Origin of the sequence: Desulfovibrio legallii, from assembly GCF_900102485.1 — a bacterium.
Taxonomy (GTDB): domain Bacteria; phylum Desulfobacterota; class Desulfovibrionia; order Desulfovibrionales; family Desulfovibrionaceae; genus Desulfovibrio; species Desulfovibrio legallii_A.
The window spans coordinates 35207-53086 of record NZ_FNBX01000012.1 but is presented as its reverse complement, the minus strand read 5'-3'; the positions used below and the strand labels follow the sequence as shown (position 1 = coordinate 53086).

Here is a 17880-nt window from a genome sequence, read left to right as displayed (position 1 = left end):
GGCCTTGCCCCGGACTTCTGCCCGGCGCGGCCCGCAATCCGGCTGCGGCCCGCAAGAAGGCTGCGGAAGGCTGCCGGGGCGACGGAAGGCGGTTCCTGTTGCGGCCCGGGCGTTCTGCCGGTTCCGCTGGCGTCTCCGGGGCCGGATCAGTGACGGAAAAGCGTCTGGGCGGGTCTGTACGGTCCGCCTTTTTTTGTGCCGCGGCCCTTGCCGTGGGGCGGCGGTCATGGCCGCGGCCTTTGCGCGGCGGCAAACTAGGGCCTTGGAGCCGCGGTGCGCGCGTCCCCGGCGCAAGAGCTGCAAGGGCACAGCGTTTATGAGCCACCATATCCCTTCCGCCGGCGCTGCCCCGGAGCCGCTGGACTACGCCTATACCCACGAGCGCACCCAGGCCACCACAGGCTACTTCGCCTGCGTGCCCCCCGCATCCCTCAGCTTCGAGGCCGCGCTGGAGCGCCTGGAAGCCACGCCGTGGGACGATTTTCTCCATCTGCATCTTCTGCGTCTGCTGGGCGAAAAAAGTCCGGAGGATCTGCACGCCCTGGCCGCCCGCTGCACGGACCCGGCCACGGAGGGGTGCCCGCGTCCGGCCCTGGCCGCGCTGCTGCGGGAGTGCGCCTTGCTTCTGCCGGGGCTGGAAGGCCTGGAGGCGGCCCTGCCGCCCACGGCGCGGGACGCGGCCCTGGAGGCCACCCCGGCCGTGTATCTGCGCGCGGCCGCGCAGCCCGACTTTGCCGCTGCTGCCGCCTGGAGCGCCCTGTTCCGCGCCAATATCTGCGAGCACCACCCCTTGCCCCGCTGGGGCGAAACCGACCTGCCGCCCCTCTTTGCGGAAGAGCGGCTGCGCGCCGTTCTGGCGGATATGGAGGCCCAGACCGGGGAACTCCGGCGGCTGCACGCCCGGCTGGCGGCCGATTCCGGGCCGGCCTGGCGGCGGCCCCCGGCCCAGGAGACATTTTTGCGCGCTCAGGACGCCCTTATGGAAGCCGGGCTGGTGGAGGGCCGGGAAATGCGCCATGAGGCCTCGCTGGCCCCCATTGCCCTGCTGCGCGACTGGCGGGTGGACGTGAGCGTGCGCAACGGGGCCGTGCGCCACAATCTGCGGGGTACGGCCAGGGCTTACGGGCGCGGGCTCTCGCTGGCCGCGGCCAGGGCTTCCTGCGCCATGGAGATTGTGGAGCGCGCCAGCGCCTATGTGAGCGTGGAGGAGGGCGGCGCGGCGGCGGGGCGCATTGCCGACCGCAAGGCCGAGCTGCCCCTGGTGCGGGCGCGGCTTTCGGAGCTGCGGGCCCAGGGGCGGGAGGCGCTGGACCCCAACGCGCTGCCCTTGGAAGCGCCGTATACGGATTTTCCCCTCCACTGGCTGCCCGCCAGAGACCCTGCGGGTGCGACGGTGCTGGTCCCGGCCCAGGCGGTGTTTTTGTTCTGCAATCTGGATGAACCGGCCCTGTTTCTGGCCGGGGGCTCCACGGGCCTGGCATCGGGCAATACGCTGGAGGAGGCCAAGGTGGCGGCGCTGACGGAGATTGCCGAGCGCGATGCCGAGGCCACCACGCCCTACCGGCGCACGCGCTGCTTCTGCCTGCGCAGCCGGGATCCGCGCCTGCAGGCCCTGCTGGAGGACTACGCGGCCTGCGGCGTCCGGGTGCAGTTTCAGGATCTGACCACGGAGCTGGGCCTGCCGGTGTATCAGTGTTTTGTGCTGGGGCCGGAGGGGACGGTGGTGCGCGCCACCGGGGCCAATTTGTGCGGCCCGCGGGCGGCTCTGGCCGCGCTGACGGAAACGCCCTGGCCCTATTCCCCGCTGCGGAGCGCGCCGCCCCGGCCTTCGGGCCCCGGCCTGGCGGGCCTGCCCGTGCGCGACCTGGAAGACCTGCCGGACCTGAGCCTGCCTTCGCCCGCGGCGGCGCTGCGCCTGCTGGAGGAAACGCTGACGGCCCAGGGGCGGCGGCCTTTGTATGTGGAGCTGACCCGTGCGGACCTGGGCCTGCCCGTGGTGCGGGCTCTTGCGCCGGGCTTGGCCCTGACGGCGGAGTGGGAGCGCTTTTCGCGCCCCGGCCCGCGGCTGTTTGCCCGCTATCTGGCTGCGGCGGACTGAGGCGCGCCGGGGCGCGTGCGGAGATTTTGTGACGCCAACGGGGCGGAACAATTGCGGTCGCCCCCTATCTGGCGTAGAGTACCGCCAACGGCCGGTCTTGCTTTGAGGCCGGCAGGAACCACAATTATCGGAGGGAGAAGGATGAAATTGGGTAAACTGCTTGTGGCGCTGGCCGGGCTGGCGCTGTCCTTCGGCGTGGCGGGCCAGGCCCAGGCCGCTGAAGCCGGCCCCGTCAAAATCGGCGTATACCTCCCCCTGACCGGGCAGAACGCCTTCGGCGGTCAGTTGGAGCTGGAAGGCGTGCGCCTGGCGCACAAGGAAATGCCCACCGTGCTGGGCCGCCCCGTGGATCTGGTGGTGGTGGACAACAAGTCCGACAAGGTTGAAGCCGCCAACGCCGTGAAGCGCCTGGTGGAGCGCGACAAAGTGGTGGCCCTTATCGGCACCTACGGCTCCTCCCTGGCCATGGCCGGGGCCGAAGTGGCCGAAAAGGCCAAGGTTCCCGGCGTGGGCACCTCCTGCACCAATCCGCTGGTGACCCAGGGCAAGAAATACTATTTCCGCGCCTGCTTCATCGATCCCTATCAGGGCGCGGCCGCGGCCACCTATGCCTATGAGACCCTGGGCTTCAAAAAGGCCGCCGTGCTCATGGACATGACCAACGACTACGCCGTGGGCCTTTCCAGCTTCTTCACCCGCTCCTTCAAGAAGCTGGGCGGCGAAGTGGTGGCCAACCTCAAATACAGCTCCGGCGACCAGGACTTTACGGCTCAGCTCACCGAGCTTATCGCCAAAAAGCCCGATATCGTCTTCATGCCCGCCTATTTTGCCGAAGGCGCCATCATCATGAAGCAGGCCCGCGAGCTGGGGGCCAAGTTCCGCCTTATGGGCGCGGACGCCATGGATAACCCCGATACCCTCAAGCTGGGCGGCAAGGCCGCGGAAGGCTTTTTGCACACCACCTTCCCTTACGACCCCCAGATGCCCAACATGAGCGCCGAAGCCAAGCGCTTTACCGAAGCCTGGAAGGCCGCCTATCCTGAAAAGGAAACCAACGTTAACGGCGCGCTGGGCTACAACACTTACTTCCTGATCATCGACGCCATCAAGCGCGCCAATTCCGCCAAGCCCGAAGCCATTGCCACGGCCCTGGCCGAAACCAAGAATCTGCCCACCGCACTGGGCTCGCTGACCATCAACAAAACCCACGATGCCGAAATGCCCGTGGGCATCATTGAGTACAAGGGCGGCAAGCGCGTGTATGTGGGCGAAGTGACGCCCAAATAAACCGCTCCCTTTCCGGCCCCGCGGCGGCAATCGCCGCGGGGCGTTTTTTCTCTTTCTGCCGCTGCCCGGCCGAAGCGGGGCGCTTTGCGCCCGTTGCCTCGCGGGGCCGCGCCGAGGTGGCTCATGAGCCTTGACATGTTTTTGCAGCACTGTTTCAACGCCCTCACCCTGGGCTCGCTCTATGCCCTGATCGCCATCGGCTACACCATGGTTTACGGCATTCTGCGGCTCATCAACTTCGCCCACGGCGACATCCTGATGGTGGGGGCCTACTTCGTCTTTTTCGGCACGTTCGCCTTCGGCTGGCCCTGGGGCGTGGCGGCCGTGGTTTCCGTGGCGGGCGCGAGTCTCCTTGGCGTCATCATTGAACGGGTGGCCTACCGCCCCCTGCGCGACGCCCCGCGCATTTCGGCGCTCATCAGCGCCATTGCCGTGTCCTTTTTTATTGAAAGTCTGGCCGTGGTGGTCTTTACCGGCCAGCCCCGGCCCGTGCTGCAGCCCGAATGGCTGGTTTCGGAATGGCAGGTGGGCGGCGTGCGCATTCTGCCCCTCACGGCCTTTGTGCCTTCCATGACCATCGTGCTGGTGGGCATTCTGCTCTATGTGGTCTACCGCACCAAGCCCGGCCTGGCCATGCGGGCCATTTCCAAGGACATTGAGACCACGCGCCTCCTGGGCGTGCGGGTGGACAACATCATCGCCCTGACCTTCTGCATCGGCTCGGCTCTGGCTGCGGCCTCCGGCATCATGTGGGCCCTGCGCTACCCGCAGGTGCATCCGTATATGGGCATCATGCCGGGGCTGAAAGCCTTTATCGCCGCCGTGTTCGGGGGCATCGGCTCCATTCAGGGCGCGGTCATCGGCGGGGTGGCTCTGGGCTTTGTGGAAATCATGACCGTGGCCTTCATGCCGGAGCTTTCGGGCTATCGCGACGCCTTCGCCTTTGTGCTGCTGGTGCTCGTGCTGCTGTTCAAGCCCACGGGCCTCCTCGGCGAAAGCCTGGAGGAGAAAATCTGATGCGCCTGAACACCAGCACAATCCTGAGCATCGCCCTCATGCTGGCGGGGGCCTGCGTTCTCTGGCAGGCGGAGAGCTTCCTCGGCGACTACCAGATCTATATTGCGAAGCTCATTTTCATCAACGCCATCCTGGCCCTTTCGCTCAACCTTATCTACGGCTTTACCGGGCTCTTTTCGCTGGGGCACGCGGGTTTTATCGCCATTGGGGCCTATGTTTCGGCGCTCTGCATTCTGCCGCCGGAGCAGAAAGAGATGATGTGGATTCTGGAACCCATCATCTGGCCTTTCTCCGAGCTCATGACGCCCTTCTGGGTCTCGGTGCTGGCCGGCGGGCTGGTGGCGGCGGTTTTTGCCTTCATCATCGCCGTGCCCGTGCTGCGCCTGGGCGACGACTACCTGGGCATCGCCACCCTGGGCTTTGCGGAGATCATCCGCGTGCTCATCGTCAACGCCACCAGCATCACCAACGGTTCGCTGGGCATCAAGGGCATACCGGGGCACGCCTCGCTGCTCTCCTGCTACGTCTGGATGCTTTTTACCCTCATCGTCCTGGCGCGGCTCGTGTTCAGCAACTACGGCAACGTGCTGCGCTGCATCCGGGATAACGAAATCGCCGCCCGGGTCATGGGCATCAACGTCTTCCGCTACAAGGTGCTTTCGTTCTGCGTGGGCGCGTTCTTCGCCGGGGTGGGCGGGGCCTTGCTGGGCAGCCACCTTTCCACCATCGACCCCAAGATGTTCAACTTTCTGTTGACCTTCAACGTGCTCATGTTTGTGGTGGCGGGCGGCCTCGGCTCCCTGACGGGCAGCCTTCTGGGCGCGGCCGTCATCACTGTTCTGCTGGAATGGCTGCGCGCCATTGAGGAGCCCATGGACCTGGGCTTCATTGAGCTGCCGGGCATTCCCGGCATGCGCATGGTGGTGTTCTCTCTGGTGCTGCTGGGCATCATCCTTTATCGGCGCGAGGGCATCATGGGCGCCAGGGAACTGACCTGGAAGGGGCTTAACGCCCTTCTGAGGAGGGGCAAGGCATGAGCGCCTACACCGCACCTACCCCCCCGGACTACGCCGGGGCCCTGCTGCTGGCCAAAAACGTGACCATGCGCTTTGGCGGCGTCACGGCCGTGAGCGACCTGACCCTGGCCCTGCCCCAGGGGGCCGTTGCCGGAATCATCGGGCCCAACGGCGCGGGCAAGACCACGGCCTTTAACGTGCTCAGCGGCTTCTACACCCCGCAGGAAGGGGACGTGCTTTTTGACGGCAAAAGCATCAAGGGCCTGCGCCCCAACGATATCTGCCGCCTGGGCATCGCCCGTACCTTCCAGAACATCCGCCTTTCGCAGCAGATGAGCGTGCTGGAGAACATCATGGTGGGCTGCCATGTGCGGCGGCACTGCCCCTGGTGGATGGCCCCCCTGGGCCTGCCGCCCTTCTATAAGGAAGAAGCGGCCATTGCGGAAAAAAGCCGGAAACTGGCCGAGCGGGTGGCCTTGAGCGAGCACCTGGACGACCAGGCCGGCAGCCTGCCCTATGGGGCCCAGCGCCGCCTGGAGATCGCCCGCGCCCTGGCCACGGAGCCGCGCCTGCTGCTGCTGGACGAGCCCGCCGCGGGCATGAACCCGCAGGAAAGCCTGGAGCTTATGCACTTCATCGGGCACATCCGGGACGAATTCAACCTGACCATTCTGCTCATTGAGCACGATATGAAGGTGGTCATGGGCGTGTGCCAGTACATCTGGGTTATGGAATACGGCGCGTTGATCGCCGAGGGCGGCCCCGACGCCGTGCGCAGCAACCCCGTGGTCATCCGCGCCTACCTGGGCGAGGACGCGCCCGCGGGCGGCCGATAGGGGCAACGTATGGGCAATATCCTTGAAATCAAAGACCTTCAGGTGCGCTACGGCGGCATCCAGGCTGTGCAGGGCGTGAGCCTGAACATCCCCCGCGGCAGCATCGTGACCCTCATCGGGGCCAACGGCGCGGGCAAAAGCAGCATCATCCGCTCCATAGCCGGGCTGAACAAGCACATCGGCGGGGATATCCTGCTAACCCGGCACGAGGGCGAACCGTCCGTCTCTCTGCGGGGGCTCAAGCCCGAAGACATGGTCCGGCAGGGCATTTCCCTCTCGCCGGAAGGGCGGCGCATTCTGCCGCACCTGACGGTGGAGGAAAATCTGCTCCTGGGCGCGTATTCCCGTTCGGACGCCCCGGCCATAGCCGAAGATCTGGACTGGGTCTACACCCTCTTTCCCCGCCTTAAGGAACGCAACTGGCAGAAGGGCGGCACCCTCTCCGGCGGCGAACAGCAGATGCTGGCCGTGGGCCGCGCCCTCATGAGCCGGCCGGACCTGCTCATGCTGGACGAACCCTCCCTGGGCCTGGCCCCGCTGCTGGTGCGGGAAATTTTTGCCATCATCCAGCGCATCAATCAGGAGGGCAAGACCGTCCTGCTGGTGGAGCAGAACGCCTATGCGGCCCTTTCCGTGGCCCACTACGCCTATATCCTGGAGGTAGGCCGGGTGGCGCTGGAAGGCCCTGGTAAGGAAATACTGGAAAATCCGAAGGTTAAAGAGGCATACCTGGGCGGCTAGGCGTTGCCCCCTGCCCGCCCGCCTGCTATAGTCACGGCGCGTCCCGCACCAGGGGCGCGCCGTTGTGTTTTCTCAGGGGCCAACAGCCCCTGCGGCATGACGAAACCTTTACGGGAGCATATATGGCACGCCATAGTTTGTTTGGTCTTTTTTTTCTGTCGCTGCTGCTGGCGGCGTCCCTTGCGCAGGCCGCGCCGGGCAAGGACACGCTGCTCACCAGGCTGCCCAACGGGCTGACGGTCTGCATCGTCAAAGACGCCCGCTTCCCCCTGGCGGCCACGCGCCTCTATGTGCGCACGGGTTCCTCCCATGAGACGGCGGCCCAGGCGGGCATCAGCCATCTGCTGGAGCACATGGTTTTCAAAGGCACAGAGCACCGGCCCAAGGGGCAGGTGGCCAAGGACGTGGAGGCCCTGGGCGGCTACCTTAACGCGGCCACCAGCTTTGACAAAACCTGGTTCATTACGGATATGCCCGCGGCTCACTGGCGCACGGGCATGGACGTGGTTAAGGAAATGGCCTTCCAGGCCTCCCTGGATCCCAAGGAGCTGGAATCGGAAAAAGAAGTGGTCATTTCCGAGCTGGAGCGCGACCAGGACCAGCCCATGAGCCGCCTGTTCGAGAGCCTCCAGACCTCCACCCTGCACAATACCGTCTACGGGCGGCCCATTATCGGCTACAAGGACACGGTGCGCGCCGTTACGGCCGACGATCTGCGGGCCTATGTGCGCCGCTGGTACCAGCCGCGCAACATGCTGCTGCTGGTGGCGGGCGATATTGACCCCAAGGCCGTGCTGGAGCACGCCCGCGAGCTTTTCGGCGGGCTGACCAACAGCGGCGATCAGGCGGAACCCGCCCCCGCGGACCTGCGCGCGGCCCCCGGCGGCCCGCAGGTGGAAATTATCCGTGGCCCCTGGAGCAAAGTCTACCTGGGCCTGGCCTTCCCCGCGCCCTCCCTGCGCGACGTGCGCTCCACGGATCTGGACGTGCTCAGCTACCTGCTGGGCGGGGACGGCACCTCCCTGTTCTACCGCAAGTACAAGTACGAACAGCAGCTGGCGGACAGCATCGGCATGGGCAACATGAGCCTGGCCCGCGCGGGCCTGCTCTACCTTACGGCCCAGATGGACGCGGATAAGCTCGCGCCCTTCTGGCAGGGCCTGACCAAGGATCTGGCCGCGCTCAAGGCCGCGGATTTCAGTCCGGAGAGCGTGCGCCGGGCCGTGTTTAATCTGGAAGACGGCATGGACCGCTCGGCGGAGACCCTCAGCGGCCTGGCGGCCTGGACCGGCAGCGTGCAGTTCGACCTGGGCGGCGCGCAGCAGGAGGCCAATCTGCGCGCCGCCCTGCGCAGTGTGGATCAGGCCCGTCTGCAGGCGGCCCTGGGCCGCTGGCTGCGGCCCGAAGCCCTGCGCGTGCGGGTGCTGGCCCCGGAGAAAGCGCAACTGCCCGACCTGGAAGCCATCCTGCGCGCCAACTGGCCCGCCCCCGCTGCGCCGCAGACCGCCGCACCGGCAGCCGCGGCCGAGGCCGGCAAAACCGAAACCATTGACCTGGGCGGGGGCCGCACGCTCATCCTGCTGCCCGATGCCACCGTGCCTTATGCGGCCCTGCAGCTCTCCTTCCCCGGCGGCAACGCGCTGCTGCCCGCAGCGCGCCAGGGCCTGGCCGGGCTCACGGCCCGGGCCCTCACCGACGGCTGCGCCGACCTGGACGCCCAGGGCGTGGAGCGCTGGCTGGCCCAGCGCGCAGCCTCCCTGGACGCTACTGCCGGTCTGCAGACCTTTACCGTTTCGCTCACCGGCCCGGCCCGCTTCAATGCGGATTACTTCGCCTTGCTGCAAGATCTGCTGACCAGACCGCGCTTTGAGGAACAGGAAGTGCGGCGCGAGACCAAGGACATGCTTGCCGCCCTGCGCCAGCGGGCGGACCGGCCCACGGCCCTGCTGTTCTCCCGCCTTAACCCCTTCCTTTATCCCGGCGGGCAGCCTTACGGGCTGGATCCCCTGGGCACGCCGGAAACCCTGGCCGCGTTCAGCCCCAAGAACGTGCGCGACTTCTGGGCGCAACAGCTGCGCCAGCCCTGGGTGCTGGCCGTGGCCGGAGACTTTGACCGCGAGGCTGTGCTGGCCTTTGCCCGCAGCCTGCCCGCGCCTCAGGGCCAGGCCCTCTCTGTGGCCCTGCCCGCCTGGGGCAGGGACAAAAAACTGGATCTGCACCTGCCCGGCCGCAACCAGGCCCATGTGCTGGAGGTCTTTCGCGCGGTGCCGCCCGACCATCCGGACGCCCCGGCCCTGCTGCTGCTTCAGGCCGTGCTCTCAGGCCAGAGCGGCCTGCTGTTCAGCCAGATGCGCGATGTGGAAGGCCTGGGCTACACAGTCACAGCCTTCTACCGCGCCATGCCTCTGGCCGGCATGATGGCCTTCTACATCGGCACCACCCCGGACAAGGTGGCGCAGGCCCGTCAGGGCTTCGCCAAAATCATTGCCCAGGTGCAGGAAAAACCCCTGCCCGCAGACCTGCTGCGCGCCGCCGCCAACCGCCTGCGCGGCGAATACTACCGCGACCGGCAAAGCCTGGGCGCCCGCGCCGGCGACGCCGCTACGGACGCCGTGCTGGGCCGCCCCCAGGGCTTTGACCTGGCCCTTATCGATAAGGCCGCCAAACTCACCCCGGAACAAATCCAGACCGCGGCCCGCGTCTACCTTACCCCCGCCAACCGCTACGACCTGCTGCTGCAGCCGTAGGAGAGGCGTCAGAGAAAGAAACCGTGTGGGGGGAAGGGAACTTTTGTGAACAAGCGTTCCCTTCCCCCCACGCTCCCCATTCTTCAAAAAATTTTTCTTCCCTCAGGCAACGCGCAGGGCATGCCCTGGACCTGGCTTTTGCACGGTGGCCGTGCGCGGCCGTTCCGGGGCGTCTTTCCCCGGCAGCCGCGCTGGGCGTCCCCTTTCCATTTTTCCCCCCTGCTAGGCGCTGGGCCAGCGCACAGGGCGGACGTCCGGTTCCGGGGTCTGTTGGGTTGTGCCCACGGCCTGGGGGGCGGCCCCTTGGGGCAGGGGCGTGTGGAGAACCTCGCGGGTGCGGGCAAAGAGGTTGGTGAGGATGGCGTTGGAAACGACCATGCCTTTGCGGGTCAGGCGCAGGTAGCCGTCGCGCAGGCGGATGAGGCCGTTTTCGTGCAGGGCCTGAACGAGCTTCTGGTGGTCGCGGGTGAAGTCCCGGCCGGTGAGCTCGTGGTAGTCTTTAACGCGCAGGCCGCGCGCGGTGCGCAGGCGGAGCATGAGCAGCTCCAGGACGCGGGTTTCCGGGGTAAGGATTTCGGCTTCCGCGTCCAGGCTGCCCTGGCGCACGCGGGTGTTCCAGGCGTTCTGGCCTGCGGGGTTGGTCCAGCGGCGGTTCTGGATGGTGGAGGTGGCGGAAGGGCCCAGGCCCAGGTAGTCCGCGCCTTCCCAATAGCCCAGGTTGTGGCGGCACTGAAAGCCCATGCGCGCAAAATTGGAAATTTCGTAGTGCAGGTAGCCGTGTTGCTCCAGCAGGGCCGCCCCTTCCATGAACATGATGTTCTGGTCCCGCTCTGGGGGCAGGCTCAGGCGGCCTTCCTCCACGTCCGCCTCCAGGGCAGTGCCCGGCTCCAGGGTCAGGCCGTAGGCCGAGATGTGGTCCGGCGTCATGCGGAAGACGTCTTTGAGCGTCTGCAGCCAGTGGCGCACGCTCTGGCCCGGCAGGCCCCACATGAGGTCCACGTTGATGTTGGCGCAGCCCGCCTCGCGGGCCAGAAACACGGAGTGCAGGCTGTCTGCCGCTTTGTGGGCCCGGCCCAGCAGGCGCAGCTGGGTTTCGTCCATGCTCTGCAGGCCGATGGAAAGGCGGTTGACCCCGGCGGAAAGAAACTGGGCCGCCGTGTGCCCGCCGCGCAGGGATTCAGGGTTGGCCTCCAGGGTCACTTCGGCCTTGGGGGCCAGTTTGAAGTATTTGGCCAGGCGCTCCAGCACCACGCCGATGATGCGCGGCGGCAGCAGGCTGGGCGTGCCCCCGCCGAAAAAGACGGTTTCCACCGGGCTGCCCCCCAGGCGGTCGCCCCAGAGGGCCAGCTCCATAAGCAGGGTATCCACATAATCCCGCACGGCCGGAGACGCGGCAGCGGTCACGCCGCGGCCCAGGGGGCTGGAGTAGAAGGCGCAGTAGCGGCAGCGGGTGCGGCAGAAGGGCACATGGATGTAAACGAGCATGGCAGGTTCCTGAGCGTGGCGCGGAGGGGGACGCCGGTTTGCGCATGGCTTGCAAGAAGCGTGCTGGATTTTCAGGCTTTGCGGGAGCCGGTGGATCCGGCGGCGTCGCCCTTGGCAAAAGCGCCGTCGCACAGTATATTCGCAGTCCGGCACGGGGCGCAAGCGGGCGCCGGGCCGCGCCGCGCGCAAAGCGGCGTCAAAGAGTTGCCAAGGAGAACACCTCATGGAAATACGTTTTCAGAATCTGGGGCCGGAACAGTGGAAGGCGGAAGTTCTGCTGGCGCCCGTGTGCGAGGGCGAAGCCGTGCTGGAGCAGTGCCCGCAGATCGACCGGGCCGCGCCCTGGCTGGTCATTGCCCCGGCCCTGCGGGATGTGAAGGGCAAGGCGGGCGAGCTGGCCCTGCTGCACGGGCACAAGGATCTGCCCGTGCCCCGCGTGCTGGCCGTGGGCCTGGGCCCGCGCGAAAAGCTGGAGCTTGCGGGGGTGCGCAAGGCCGTGGCCGCGGCGGTGCAGTTCTGCCGGCGTCAGGGTTATGCCTCGCTGCTGCTGCCGGAGGCCGCCCTGGCGGGCCTGCCCGGTGGCCGGGAGCGCCTGGTGGAAGAATGCGTTTGTGCGGCGCAGCTTGCCCTGTACCGCTTTACGGCTTTGAAAAAGCCAGAGGCGGACGAGCCCGCCGATCCGCAATGGCTGGCCCTGGGCTTTGACGGCGAGGAAGTGCCGGACGCCTTCCAGGCGGCGGCCCGTCGGGGCGAGAATGCGGCTTCTGCCGTGAGCCTGGCTAGGGAGCTGGCCACCACGCCCTCCAATCTGCTCTATCCGGAGGCCCTGGCCGAGCGCGCTCAGGAGCTGGCGCGGGAAGCGGGCTTTGCCTGCACCGTGCTGGATGAGGAAGCTCTGGAGCGCGAAGGCATGGGCTGTCTTCTGGCCGTGGGCCAGGGTTCGCGTCGGCCGCCGCGCCTGGTGGTGGCGGAGCACGCGCCCAAAGGGCACGAGCAGGATAAGCCCCTTATTCTGGTGGGCAAGGGCATCACCTTTGATTCCGGCGGCATCAGCCTCAAGCCGGCCGCCAACATGTACCAGATGAAGAGCGACATGACCGGCGCGGCCACGGTGCTGGCCACGGTGACGGCCCTGGCGCGGGAAGGCGCGCCCCGGCGCGTCATCGGCCTTCTGACCTGCGCGGAAAATATGCCCGACGGCGGGGCCGTGCGCCCTGGCGACGTGGTGCGCGCGGCCAGCGGCGATACGGTGGAAATTCAGAATACCGACGCCGAAGGCCGCTTGGCGCTCTGCGACGCCCTGGCCTACGCCCAGAAAACCTGGACCCCCGCGGCGGTGGTGGACATTGCCACCCTTACCGGAGCCTGCGCCGTAGCCCTGGGCACGGGCTTGGCCGGGCTTTTCTGCGACGACGCGGACCTTGCCGAGCGCATCCGGGCGGCCGGGGGCGTGTGCGGGGAGGACTTCTGGTCCTTGCCCCTCTGGCAGCCCTATGCGGAGAATCTCAAAAGCCGGGTGGCGGACATCTGCCACATCGGCCCGCGGGAGGGCGGGGCCATCCACGCCGCCTTGTTCCTGCAGCATTTTGTGCAGGAGGGCGTGCGCTGGGCCCACCTGGACATCGCCGGGGTGGACTGGGCCGCCAAAACGACGCCGCTCTGCCCCGAAGGCCCCACGGCCTTTGGCGCGCGCACCCTGCTGGAGCTGGCCAGGGGGGGCGTGCAATGAAGGTGTATCTGATCGGCGCAGGCCCCGGCGACGCGGGCCTCTTGACCCTTAAGGGGCGCGACGCCCTGGCCGGAGCCGACGTGGTAGTTTACGACGCCCTGGCCAACGAGGCGCTCCTGGCCCACGCCCGGCCCGACGCGGAAAAAATCTATGTGGGCAAGGTGGCGGGCAACCACGCCCTGCCCCAGGAGCAGATCAACGCCCTGCTGGTGGGCAAGGCCCGCGAGGGCAAGGTGGTGGCCCGGCTCAAAGGCGGGGATCCGTACATTTTCGGCCGCGGCGGCGAAGAAGCCGAAGAGCTTGCGGCCGCGGGCGTGCCCTTTGAGGAAGTGCCGGGCATCAGCAGCACGGTGGCGGCCCCGGCCTACGCGGGCATCCCGCTTACCCACCGCGACTTTGCCTCCTCCGTCACCATCATCACGGGCCACGAAAATCCGGATAAGCCCGGCTCGGTGCATAACTGGAGCGCCCTGGCGGCCAGCGCCGCCACCCTGGTTTTTGTCATGGGCATGAAGAACCTGCCGGACATTGTGCGCAATCTGTTGGCCGCGGGCATGAACCCGCAGACCCCGGCGGCCCTGGTTTACCGCGGCACCACCCCGGCCCAGCGCAGCCTTGCGGCCCCGCTGGCCGATCTGCCGCAGGCGGCTGCGGCGGCGCGGTTCACCAATCCTTCGGTCATCGTGGTGGGCAAGGTGGCGGGCCTGCGCGGCACGCTCAACTGGTTTGAAAACCGCCCCCTGTTCGGCCGCCGCATTGTGGTGACCCGCGCGCGGGAGCAGGCCAGCGGCCTGGCCCGGAGCCTTACGGACCTGGGGGCCGAGGTCATCCAGTGCCCCACCATTGAAATTCGCCCGCTGGAGGACTACGCCGCCCTGGACGCGGCGCTGGCCCGGCTGGCGGAATACCAGTGGATTATCTTTACCTCGGTAAACGGCGTGCGCTGTTTCTGGCAGCGGCTGGAGGCGGCGGGCAAGGACAGCCGCGCCCTGGGCGGCTGCCGGGTGGCGGCCATCGGCCCGGCCACGGCCCAGGCCCTGCGCGGGCACGGCATTGCGCCGGATTTTGTGCCGGAGCGCTATGTGGCCGAAGGCGTGCTGGAAGGGCTGCTGGCCCGCGAGGGCGGCCAGGTGGCGGGCAAGCGCTTTTTGCTGCCCCGCGCGGCCAAGGCGCGCGAAGTGCTGCCCGAAGAGCTGCGCAAGGCCGGGGCCGTGGTGGACGTGCTGCCCGCCTATGCGGCCGTGCCTGCGGCCCATAATCAGGAGACCGTGCTGCGCTGCCTGGAAGAAGGCCGCCTGGACTGCGTGACCTTCGGCTCCTCTTCCACAGTGGAAAACTTCCTGGCGCTCATTCCGGCGGCCACGCTGAAGGCCCATCCTGAAACGCAACTGGCCGCCATCGGCCCGGTGACGGCTCAGACCCTGGCCGCGCACGGGCTCCCTTGCCATATCCAGCCGGCGGAATACACCATTCCGGCCCTGGTGGCGGCGCTGCAAACCCATTTTGCGCGGTCCGCCCGCGCCTGAGGATCGCATGCCCTTGAATATCGCCATCCTGGCCTCCGGCAGCGGCACCAACGCCCAGGCCATGTTTGACAAGGCCGCCGCAGGCGTGCTGGACGTGAACATCCGGCGCGTCATCTGCAACCGGCCCGGCGCGCCGGTCATTGAACGCGCGGCCAGGGCCGGCGTGCCCTGCCTGACCCTGGACCATACGGCCTTCCCGGACCGGGAGAGCTTTGATCGCCGCATGGCGGCCGCGCTGCGAGAGGACGGCGTGGAGTTGGTGGTGCTGGCGGGCTACATGCGCCTGCTCACCCCGTACTTTCTGGAGGCCTTTGCCGGGCGGGTGCTCAACATCCACCCGGCGTTGCTCCCCAGCTTTCCCGGCGTGCACGGCGGGGCCGATGCTGTGGCCTACGGCGTCAAGCTCTCCGGCTGCACGGTCCATTTTGTGGAAGAGAAGGTGGACAGCGGCCCGGTGCTCATCCAGGCCGCCGTGCCCGTGGAAGCGGGCGAAGACGCGGAGGCCCTTATGCAGCGCATCCACGTTATGGAGCACCGCATCTATCCTCAGGCCGTGCAGTGGCTGGCTCAGGGCCGCGTGTGTGTGGCGGGCCGTCAGGTCTTCCTGGCGCCCGGCGCCGCCCCCCGCGCGCCCCGTGAGGGGGATTGGCTGGTTTGGCCGCCCCTGGAGCAAGGCTTTTAGGGCATTTCAAAGTTGAAATGCCCTGGCGGCTGGCTGCGTAAGCAGACGCCCGCACGGCGCGCGGTGCAACGTTGCAATGCCGTAAAAATCCATACCCAGCGGTGTGTCGTCAGAAACGACGCACCGCTGTTTTTTTGCCCAACGGACGTTTCTGCGTGGTACGCGGTGGAGAAAAGTTTTTTGAAAGGGGATGAGGGGCGTGGGGGAAGGGGGGACTTTTGTGAACAAAAGCCCCCCCTTCCCCCACAAAAAATTTCCGTCCTGTTCTACGGATCAGAGCAGTTTTTGCTGACGCAGGACTTCGATAAGGCGGTGTTTGGCGTTATCGCTCATGGGGCAGAGGGGCAGGCGCAGTTCGGCTTCCATGCGGCCCATGAGGGCGAGGGCGGTTTTGGCGGGGATGGGGTTGCTTTCGAGGAACATGGCTTCGTGCAGGGGGAAGATCTCGTGGTGCAGGCGGGCGGCGGCGGGCAGATCGCCCGTAGCGAAGGCGTTGCACATGGCGGCCACGCGGTCGGGGACCACGTTGGAGGTGACGGAGATGACCCCCTTGCCGCCCAGGGCCATGAGGGGCAGGGCGGTGAAGTCGTCGCCGGAGAGAACGCAGAAGCCTTCGGGGCAGCTTTCCAGGATGCGGCTGGCCTGGGACATGTCGCCGGTGGCTTCCTTGACGCCCACGATATTGGAAAAGTCGTGGGCCAGGCGGGCCAGGGTGGCGGGCAGGAGGTTGCAGCCTGTGCGCCCGGGCACGTTGTAGGGCACCAAGGGCAGGTCCACGGCCTGGGCAATGGCCTTGTAGTGCTGGTAGAGGCCTTCCTGGGTGGGTTTGTTGTAGTAGGGGGTGATAAGCAAGGCGCCGTCGGCCCCGGCTTTCTGGGCGAAGCGGGCCAGGCGGATGGCCTCTGTGGTATTGTTGGAGCCGGCCCCGGCCAGTACGGGCACGCGGCCCTTGGCCTGGTCGATGCAGATTTCTATGACGCGCTCGTGTTCCTCATGGCTGAGGGTGGCGGATTCGCCGGTGGTGCCACAGGGCACCAGGCCGTGGATGCCCGCGTTGATCTGGTGTTCGATGAAGGCCCGGTAGGTGGCCTCGTCCAGGCTGTTGTTGCGGAATGGGGTGACCAGGGCGGTCAAGGCACCGGAAAATAACATGGCTGACTCCTGTCCGCGCCGCGCCGAACTGGCGTCGCCGGGCTGCCGACCCCCGAGGGACGCCGACAGCCCAGCGGCACGGCTGGGTTCATGAGCCCTTTGGCGCAAGGGGCGTTATTGGTTGATAAATTCCTTCAATTCCTTACCGGCGCGAAAGAACGGCAGGCGCTTGGAGGCCACCGTCACGCTTTCGCCCGTTTTGGGATTGCGGCCGGCATAACCTTGGTATTCTTTGATTTTAAAGCTGCCAAACCCGCGGATTTCGATCCTTTCTCCGGCCAGCAGAGATTTTTTCATGGTGTTGAAAAACGTATTGACCACCAGGGATGCATCGTCGGAAGGAAGGCTGGTCTCATCGGCCAGCGCCTTGATCAGTTCGCTTTTGTTCATTGTGCCTCCGTGGCTTTGCCGGTTAGCCCGCCGGGGCGACAAGGCCGGGCATTTACTGGTAATTTCTACCTACCGTTTTTATGCTCCAAGGTAAACCTTCTACGGAAAATTTTTCGTTGTTTGCATCAAAAGAAGCGCGCGTGCGCTGGGGGCGGCGCGGGCGCTTGCGGCAGCGCAATGTTGCAAAGCCGCAGCGGCTGTGTGAGCAGACGCCAGCCGTGCAGGCGTAAGTACAATGTATTTGCGCTGTTACGCGCCGGAATAAGCGTGCGCAACCTTTGGGAAGGCCTGTTCTCAAAGGCAATCTGCCCTATGGTCTGGCGGCGCGGGCCGCAGGACGGCGGGGGGTCAGCCCTCCTGGGGTTCTGTTTCCGGCAGAGGCTGGAGCACCGGCCGGGGGGCGAGCCAGTCCAGCATGCCCAGGCGCAGGCGCTGGAGCCTGGCGGCCAGGGCCTGGATATCCTGGGCGGCGGGGCAGCCTGGGGCCGCGCGCATAAGAGGCTGCTGGCGGCAGACGGATTCGGGCACGTTTTTGTCCGTGCGCACATGGCCGAGGAGCACGGGCTCCAGATGCAGAAAGTGACGGCAGGCCCCGTGCAGTTTGCCGAAGGCGGATTTGGCTTCGGCCGGGGAGGTCGCCTGGTTGACGACGATCAGAAAGTCGCGCACGCCGTAGCGGAGATTGAGCACCTTGATGAGGGCGTAGCTGTCCGTAAGGGAGGTGGGTTCGGGCGTGATGACGATGAGGCGCACGGCGGAGAGGGCGGCGAAGGTCTGCACGGTCTGGGAGATGCCGGCCCCCTGATCCATGAGTATATAGTCGTAGTGGTGCAGCACAGGCTCCAGGCGGGCAAGGAGCAGATCGCGCGTATCGGGCTGCAGCTCGGTGAGCTCAGGCACGCCGGAGGCGGCGGGCAGGACGTCGAAGCCCTGGGGCTCCACGGGAAAGAGCACGTCGGCCAGTTTGCTTTCGCCCAGCAGGGCGGTCTGCAGATTGCCCTCAGGAGTGATGCCCAGGAGCACGTCCAGGTTGGCCAGGCCCAGGTCGCAGTCCATGAGCAGCACTTTGAAGCCCATCTGGTGCAAGGCGCAGGCCAGGTTGAGCGAAACGTTGGTTTTGCCCACGCCGCCCTTGCCGCTCAGAAGAGAGACGCTCAGCGTTGTTGTTGCCATA

14 protein-coding genes are annotated in these 17880 nt (G+C 66.8%); 10 read left to right on the top strand and 4 right to left on the bottom strand.

What is annotated here, in order from left to right:
• Window positions 1–316 precede the first annotated feature (316 nt).
• The 7 genes from BLS55_RS08300 (at window position 317) to BLS55_RS08270 (ending at window position 9742) form a co-directional block, all read left to right on the top strand.
• On the top strand, window positions 317–2098 hold the full coding sequence (locus BLS55_RS08300; RefSeq protein WP_092154228.1) for a YcaO-like family protein: 1782 nt from the start codon (window positions 317–319) through the stop codon (window positions 2096–2098).
• 141 nt (window positions 2099–2239) lie between these two features.
• Window positions 2240–3385, top strand: coding sequence for an ABC transporter substrate-binding protein (locus BLS55_RS08295; RefSeq protein WP_092154226.1), 1146 nt, complete (start codon window positions 2240–2242; stop codon window positions 3383–3385).
• Between the two features lie 123 nt (window positions 3386–3508).
• Entirely contained in the window at window positions 3509–4402 is an 894-nt protein-coding gene (locus BLS55_RS08290) for a branched-chain amino acid ABC transporter permease (protein WP_092154224.1), read from the top strand.
• Window positions 4402–5439: a branched-chain amino acid ABC transporter permease gene (locus tag BLS55_RS08285; protein WP_092154222.1), complete on the top strand. Its 1038-nt coding sequence runs from the start codon at window positions 4402–4404 to the stop codon at window positions 5437–5439. Before BLS55_RS08290 ends, BLS55_RS08285 begins: the two co-directional genes overlap by 1 nt.
• A complete protein-coding gene (locus tag BLS55_RS08280; RefSeq protein ID WP_092154220.1) occupies window positions 5436–6254 on the top strand; it encodes an ABC transporter ATP-binding protein in 819 nt (272 codons plus the stop codon). Before BLS55_RS08285 ends, BLS55_RS08280 begins: the two co-directional genes overlap by 4 nt.
• An 18-nt stretch (window positions 6255–6272) precedes the next feature.
• Window positions 6273–6995, top strand: coding sequence for an ABC transporter ATP-binding protein (locus BLS55_RS08275; RefSeq protein ID WP_092154283.1), 723 nt, complete (start codon window positions 6273–6275; stop codon window positions 6993–6995).
• A 122-nt stretch (window positions 6996–7117) separates the two neighbouring features.
• Window positions 7118–9742: a M16 family metallopeptidase gene (locus BLS55_RS08270; RefSeq protein WP_180365427.1), complete on the top strand. Its 2625-nt coding sequence runs from the start codon at window positions 7118–7120 to the stop codon at window positions 9740–9742.
• Window positions 9743–9964: 222 nt separating this feature from the next.
• Here the strand turns inward: BLS55_RS08270 and hemW are convergent, their stop codons facing one another.
• Window positions 9965–11227, bottom strand: a complete 1263-nt coding sequence (hemW, locus tag BLS55_RS08265) for a radical SAM family heme chaperone HemW (RefSeq protein WP_092154218.1) — start codon at window positions 11225–11227, stop codon at window positions 9965–9967.
• Between the two features lie 223 nt (window positions 11228–11450).
• Between hemW and BLS55_RS08260 the strand changes: the two genes are divergently transcribed.
• Genes BLS55_RS08260 through purN form a run of 3 tightly spaced genes read left to right on the top strand, consistent with a single transcriptional unit; the run spans window position 11451 to window position 15164 of the window.
• Window positions 11451–12956, top strand: coding sequence for a leucyl aminopeptidase (locus BLS55_RS08260; RefSeq protein WP_092154216.1), 1506 nt, complete (start codon window positions 11451–11453; stop codon window positions 12954–12956).
• Window positions 12953–14482 carry a uroporphyrinogen-III C-methyltransferase gene (gene cobA, locus BLS55_RS08255; protein ID WP_092154214.1) on the top strand — a complete coding sequence of 510 codons (1530 nt, stop codon included), beginning with the start codon at window positions 12953–12955 and terminating at the stop codon, window positions 14480–14482. The genes BLS55_RS08260 and cobA overlap by 4 nt, the downstream gene beginning before the upstream one ends.
• A gap of 7 nt (window positions 14483–14489) precedes the next feature.
• Complete coding sequence (gene purN, locus BLS55_RS08250) at window positions 14490–15164, top strand: phosphoribosylglycinamide formyltransferase (protein ID WP_092154212.1); 675 nt, start codon at window positions 14490–14492, stop codon at window positions 15162–15164.
• 273 nt (window positions 15165–15437) lie between these two features.
• Here the strand turns inward: purN and dapA are convergent, their stop codons facing one another.
• The 3 genes from dapA to BLS55_RS08235 all read right to left on the bottom strand — a co-directional run bounded on the left by dapA (window position 15438) and on the right by BLS55_RS08235 (window position 17879).
• Complete coding sequence (dapA, locus tag BLS55_RS08245) at window positions 15438–16316, bottom strand: 4-hydroxy-tetrahydrodipicolinate synthase (protein ID WP_092154210.1); 879 nt, start codon at window positions 16314–16316, stop codon at window positions 15438–15440.
• A gap of 114 nt (window positions 16317–16430) precedes the next feature.
• The gene (locus tag BLS55_RS08240; protein WP_257243191.1) at window positions 16431–16748 is read right to left on the bottom strand and encodes an HU family DNA-binding protein; all 318 of its coding nucleotides are present in this window, start codon (window positions 16746–16748) and stop codon (window positions 16431–16433) included.
• Between the two features lie 306 nt (window positions 16749–17054).
• The gene (locus tag BLS55_RS08235) at window positions 17055–17879 is read right to left on the bottom strand and encodes a MinD/ParA family protein (RefSeq protein WP_092154206.1); all 825 of its coding nucleotides are present in this window, start codon (window positions 17877–17879) and stop codon (window positions 17055–17057) included.
• Window position 17880 lies beyond the last annotated feature (1 nt).

What these genes read in the sequence shown, in the direction of transcription:
- hemW (WP_092154218.1), bottom strand. Translation starts at nt 11,227, where the DNA reads ATGCTCGTTTACATCCATGTGCCCTTCTGCCGCACCCGCTGCCGCTAC.
- BLS55_RS08285 (WP_092154222.1), top strand. Translation starts at nt 4,402, where the DNA reads ATGCGCCTGAACACCAGCACAATCCTGAGCATCGCCCTCATGCTGGCG.
- BLS55_RS08260 (WP_092154216.1), top strand. Translation starts at nt 11,451, where the DNA reads ATGGAAATACGTTTTCAGAATCTGGGGCCGGAACAGTGGAAGGCGGAA.
- BLS55_RS08300 (WP_092154228.1), top strand. Translation starts at nt 317, where the DNA reads ATGAGCCACCATATCCCTTCCGCCGGCGCTGCCCCGGAGCCGCTGGAC.
- cobA (WP_092154214.1), top strand. Translation starts at nt 12,953, where the DNA reads ATGAAGGTGTATCTGATCGGCGCAGGCCCCGGCGACGCGGGCCTCTTG.
- BLS55_RS08235 (WP_092154206.1), bottom strand. Translation starts at nt 17,879, where the DNA reads ATGGCAACAACAACGCTGAGCGTCTCTCTTCTGAGCGGCAAGGGCGGC.
- BLS55_RS08290 (WP_092154224.1), top strand. Translation starts at nt 3,509, where the DNA reads ATGAGCCTTGACATGTTTTTGCAGCACTGTTTCAACGCCCTCACCCTG.
- purN (WP_092154212.1), top strand. Translation starts at nt 14,490, where the DNA reads ATGCCCTTGAATATCGCCATCCTGGCCTCCGGCAGCGGCACCAACGCC.
- BLS55_RS08270 (WP_180365427.1), top strand. Translation starts at nt 7,118, where the DNA reads ATGGCACGCCATAGTTTGTTTGGTCTTTTTTTTCTGTCGCTGCTGCTG.
- BLS55_RS08295 (WP_092154226.1), top strand. Translation starts at nt 2,240, where the DNA reads ATGAAATTGGGTAAACTGCTTGTGGCGCTGGCCGGGCTGGCGCTGTCC.
- dapA (WP_092154210.1), bottom strand. Translation starts at nt 16,316, where the DNA reads ATGTTATTTTCCGGTGCCTTGACCGCCCTGGTCACCCCATTCCGCAAC.
- BLS55_RS08280 (WP_092154220.1), top strand. Translation starts at nt 5,436, where the DNA reads ATGAGCGCCTACACCGCACCTACCCCCCCGGACTACGCCGGGGCCCTG.